The sequence below is a fragment of the uncultured Campylobacter sp. genome (assembly GCF_938045775.1).
GTDB lineage: Bacteria > Campylobacterota > Campylobacteria > Campylobacterales > Campylobacteraceae > Campylobacter_B.
The window spans coordinates 1-4,980 of sequence record NZ_CALIBH010000162.1; the positions used below are offsets into that span (position 1 = coordinate 1).

Annotated in this window: 3 protein-coding genes and 1 pseudogene; 2 read left to right on the top strand and 2 right to left on the bottom strand. The window is 52.1% G+C overall.

All coding sequences use genetic code 11. The features are described 5' to 3' along the window. Window positions 1–146, top strand: a pseudogene (locus tag Q0238_RS12275) (dihydroorotase); the annotation flags it as partial. 404 nt (window positions 147–550) lie between these two features. Continuing rightward, window positions 551–1,579: a hypothetical protein gene (locus Q0238_RS06145; RefSeq protein ID WP_297944011.1), complete on the top strand. Its 1,029-nt coding sequence runs from the start codon at window positions 551–553 to the stop codon at window positions 1,577–1,579. 28 nt (window positions 1,580–1,607) lie between these two features. On the opposite strand, the gene Q0238_RS06150 is transcribed toward Q0238_RS06145, so the two are convergent. Both Q0238_RS06150 and Q0238_RS06155 read right to left on the bottom strand, forming a co-directional pair. Next, complete coding sequence (locus Q0238_RS06150) at window positions 1,608–4,061, bottom strand: molybdopterin-dependent oxidoreductase (RefSeq protein ID WP_297944014.1); 2,454 nt, start codon at window positions 4,059–4,061, stop codon at window positions 1,608–1,610. A 223-nt stretch (window positions 4,062–4,284) separates the two neighbouring features. Continuing rightward, the coding region (locus Q0238_RS06155; protein WP_297944016.1) for a TonB-dependent receptor at window positions 4,285–4,980 on the bottom strand (696 nt) is incomplete at its 5' end.

Consider the following 4,980-nt stretch of genomic DNA (forward strand, 5'->3'; position numbering starts at 1 on the left):
CGCAGATTTCCTACGTTTACGACGAGGCGCTAAATAAGTCCAAATCGCGCAACTCACCGCTTTTCGGCAAGCAGCTTACGGGCGCTACGGTATGCACGATCAAAAGCGGCCGCGTGGTCTATGAGTTTCCAAATGTCGTAGCGTAGGGCGCTCGCGGCGTAGGACTTGCGATCGGCGGCTTGCGGATGATCGGCTTCCGTAGCATAAACGGAGCGATTGCTTCATTTTAAATTTAGCTAGTTTGGGTGCAACGGCTTACTTTTAAAATTTCATAACGCGAGCGCGGTTGAAATTTTTTTAAAGCGGTTTGTCATTTTTAAAGTGCGCGTAAATTTAACCCGCATCGCCTTGCCTGTGTCGCTCGTGGATTTCGGCCTCGGAATTTTACCGATGCGAGTTGCTTTAAATTTATAGCGGCATTTTCTTTCGATACGGCGGCTAATTTTAAAATTTCACGCCATGGCGGCTAGTTTTATCGTAGTTAAATTTCTGCGCCGTGCGTGAATAATCCCGCGCATGAACGGGAACGATCGAAATTTAAAGGATATCTATGAACGGCGAAATATATCTCTCGTGCGCGCTGTGCGTCGCGCTAAAATCGGCTCTGCGCGGCAATCCTAAGCCACTCCTGCAAGATCAAAAATATATAAAATATTTAAATTTTGAGTTTGCAAAGGAGCATTTCCGCACCGCAGAGGGCGCGATCCGCGCAGCGTATGGCGGCGTAAACGACGCAAGTAAAGCTACGGAGCAAAAAGATATGTACGGCGCAGTACAGAGCAGTGCGACGGACAAAGCCGCCGAGAACGGCGGTGCAGCGGAGCAAAAGCGCACGAACAGAAAAGAAGCGGCAAATGAAAAAGCGGCTAGTAAAAAAGGCGCCGGCGAAAGCACGAGCTCGTCGTTTCTGCAAAAAGAGCACAAATTTTTTACCGAGCAAGTAGCGCAAAAAGCGTGCGAGGACGAGCCGATCTACGCGCAGCGGCGTTGGATAGAGCAATGCCTAAAGCTCGGTCTGAAGGACGCGGGGCTTAGTATTTTAACTTTCGCAAAAAATAGAGCGCTTTTGGGCTTTTCGGGGATGAACGTAAACGGCATCGTTTGCCGCTTCGAGGACTTTGACGGCGTTTTTACGCCTGATTGGAAATACGATCGCAACAAAAAGGCTTGGTATGTGAAATACGTCGAGCGCCTTTGGCGCGGGATGCCGCGGGATGCGCTAAGCGCGCGCGATAACAGCGCAGAATTCGAGAATGTTTTAGTGCAAATTAGGGATTTTGCGAGCAAGATAGGCTGCGAAAACTTCGCGCAGACGTTTGATAATGCGCTTAAGACGCTGCGGGGCGAAGTCCCCGTGGGCGAGTATTACGCCGTTTCGTTTGCAGCGCTGCCGCAGCCGAGCTTGAGGGCGTTTGCCGCAGCGGGGATCGCCGATGTATTCGGTGCGATGGGCTCTTGGGACGATGAGCCACCGTCTATGGCGCAAGAAATGGGGCTCGGGGGCGAATACGACCGCCTCTCGGACGAGCTCTTGGCGCAGAAAAACTCAGCGATTTTGTTTGCGATAAACGGTTGGTAGAGCTTTGGCACAAGAGCTAGAAAGCACGCTAAACCTCTATCGTCGCAGGCCTATCAAACGCCGTTACGCTCGGCAGTTCGCCTTTAAATTTCTCGATCTGCACCATGCTCGTGTGAGCGGTGTTGCTTTGCGATAGCTGCGAGCTAGGCACATCCTTGGTCAGCACGTTTATGTTGCCGTGTTTACATAGGCTGCGCTCGCCCCAGACGGCCGGGTCGTACCACGCGCCCTCGCTCACGATCACCACGTTGTCTTGCGCTCGCTCGCTTACTAGCGCGCCGCAAAGTATCTCGCCTCGGTCGTTGTAGATCCTCACCACGTCGCCCGTTTTTATGCCGCGCGCTTTTGCCGTGGCGGGGCTGATAAGTGCTGGTTCGCGGTTTGCGATCTCGGCGTAGTTGCGGATGAACGAGTTGTTTAGCTGCGAGTGGAGCCTAAATTTAGAGTGCGCGCCGCTGATGGCGACCGGGTACTTGCTCACGTCGCCGCCCAGCCACTCAAACGGCTCCATCCACGTCGCGTGCGGCGGGCAGTCGGCATAGCCTAGCTTTTCGACCGCCTCGGAGTAGAGTTCGATCTTGCCCGACGGCGTTTTTAGCGCGTTTTTCTCGGGATCGGCGCGGAAGTCCGCGTAGTTTGTGAAGTACCGCTTTTTCTCGTCCACTTGATCAAATTTGACGTATCCTTTTTGCCAAAACTCCTCAAATTTCGGCATCGCCACTCCCATGCCCTCGGCTTGCTTTGCGGCGTTTTCGTAGATTTCCTTCACCCACTCAAGCTCCGTTTTACCCTCGCTAAAGGCCTGCTCGTACTCCTCGCCCCACTGCGCGCAGATGAGCCGCGCGATCTCAAAGTCGCTCTTGCTCTCGCCTGCAGGCTTTACTAGCGGCTTAATCGCAAAGAGGTATTCGCTAGTCGAGTTTGCAAACTCGATATCCGTGCGCTCGCACTCAAGAGCAGCTGGCAGCACGATGTCGCTGAGCCTTGCCGTACTCGTCCAAAACGGCTCGGTGGTGATGATCGCTTCGATCTTTTTCATCGCTTCGACCGCGCGGTTGGTATCGGGGTGGCGGGTGAAGGTCGAGCCGTTGGCGTTAAACATCACTCTAATGTGCGGCATGACGTACTTTTTGCCGTTGCGCTCGATCTGCTTGCCCGGCTCCATGATCGCGTCTATGAGCCTGCTGTTTGGTATCTCGTGGTATTTGGCTTTGGCTAGCTTGCCTTGCGGGGCGATGTATTTTTCGTTTACTGCGGGGTTAAATGCCTGAAGCTTTGGCGCGATGAAGCTGATATCTGCGTTTTTATGCATCTGATCGTTCATCACGTAGCCGCGACCGGTCTTGCCGATATCGCCTAGCATCGCAGCTAGCGTGATCAGCGCCCAGTACGCCATCTCGCCGTGGTGCTGACGCTGGATAGAGTAGCCCGTGACGATGAGCGTGTCTTTTTTGGCTAGCGTACCCGCTAGGTTTTTTAGCTCCTTTTCGCTCACGCCGCAAATTTTACTCGCCCATTTTAGATCCTTTTTCACGCCGTCTTTAGCGCCGGTGAAATACTCCTTAAATTTATCGAACCCGACCGTGTAGCGCTCGATAAATTCCTTGTCGTAAAGCCCGTTTTCGTAGAGATAATCGCAAAGCCCGATCAGCATCGCCGTATCGGTGCAAGGGCGCACGGCTAGATACTGTGCGCCGAAATACTCCGCCGTTTCGTTGCGGTAGACGTCGACGCTGTAAATTTTCATCTCGCCTTTTTTAAATTTCTCTTTCATAATCTCGTAGTAGGTGTAGGAGTTGTGCATCGGGACGCCGATAGCGATCTTGTTTGAAACGACGGGATTCGTGCCCCAAAATACGATCGTTTTGGCCTCCTTTACCACGCCCTCCCAGCGCGTCGGAGCGTGAGTCGGATCGATCGAGCCCGTCACGTGAGGCAAAAACGCCGTCGCCGCGCCGTAAGAGTAGCCGCCAAGCTCGCTCACGTAGCCTCCAAGCGCGTTTAGCATGCGCTTTGCGGTGCGCTGCGAGTGGCCGACTTTGCCGAGGCTACCCCACTGATAAAGCTGTCCGTAAATGGCCTCCGAGCCGTATTTATCGAAGTTTTCTTTTAAAATTTTAGCGCTTAGTTTTATCGCCTCGTCCCAGCTAACGCGCACGAAGGGCTCTTTGCCGCGAAGCTCCGGCTTTGGATTTGAGGGATCGACTAGGAAGCTTTTGCGCACGTATGGGTATTTCACGCGCGTTTCGTTTTGGATGTGATCGCTTAGAGCGTTGTTCAGCACCGTTGGCATCGCGTCTCCCTCAAATGGCTCGGTACCAACGACCCTGCCGCCGATGGTTTTTACGTAAAACGCGCCGAATTTATTCGCGCAAAGCCCCATCTGCTCGTCAAATATCGCCTGCGCCGCTGCGTCAAATTGTTTTGCCTGCGCCGAAGCTGCCGCCAGCGCGCCTAGTTTTAGAAAGTCTCGTCTTTTCATGGTTTTCTCCGTTAAATTTAAATTTTGATTGGTTGACTCGGTTTAAATTTAGCGGAATTTATGCGGTTGAGTTTTGCATGGTTTGCCTTTTAACGTATTACGCGACCTCGCGTCTTGGTGGCGATTTTACTAAATTTGGGCTTAATTTGCCATTTATCTATGGCGTCGCGATGGAATTCTATTAGAGCTAAGCACTAGACAAATTCCGCCGCGACTATTTGGGTCAAAAGTTATACGTAAGGCTTAGATTGAAGGTGCGCGGATCGCCGTAGATCATTCGATTAGAACCAATACCCTCAAAATAGCGCTTATCGGTTATGTTATCGACGTTTAGCTGCACATCTAGGTTTTTACTCGCTTTGTAGCCTAGCATTACGTTTGCAATCGTGTAAGCTTTCTGCTCGATCCTGCCGTATGGCGAGTCGGAATAAATCTTTGAGCGATACATCGCGCCTGCGCCGATTCTAAATGTGCCGATCTCATATTTTGCAAAAAGATTTGCGCTGGTGCGGGAGGAGTCGCTGGCGTAGATATTGCCGTCAGCGTCTTTGGCTTTGTAGTGCGCTAGCCCCATGCTTAGGCTTAGCGCATCGGTGATTTTACCGTTTACATCCGCTTCAAAGCCCCTGCTGGTTACTCCGCGACCCTGCCTGTAAGCGTAGGAATTTGTGCCCGTGATATACTCGTCGGTGCGGATGCCGAGCTTATCTTGGATGATCTTAAAAACGCCCAGGCTTGCTTGCAGATCGCCGTCAAAATACTCGCCTTTGATGCCCGCTTCGTAGTCCTTGCCTTGGATGGGATCAAGATATTTATTGTTTTTGTCCTTGTAGGTTTGAGGTTTAAAAATACTCGTATAACTTGCACGTTCGACATCGTCGTATTCGATGAGGCCTCCCAAGTGCGGGTCGCGGACGCG

What these genes read in the sequence shown, in the direction of transcription:
- Q0238_RS06145 (WP_297944011.1), top strand. Translation starts at nt 551, where the DNA reads ATGAACGGCGAAATATATCTCTCGTGCGCGCTGTGCGTCGCGCTAAAA.
- Q0238_RS06150 (WP_297944014.1), bottom strand. Translation starts at nt 4,061, where the DNA reads ATGAAAAGACGAGACTTTCTAAAACTAGGCGCGCTGGCGGCAGCTTCG.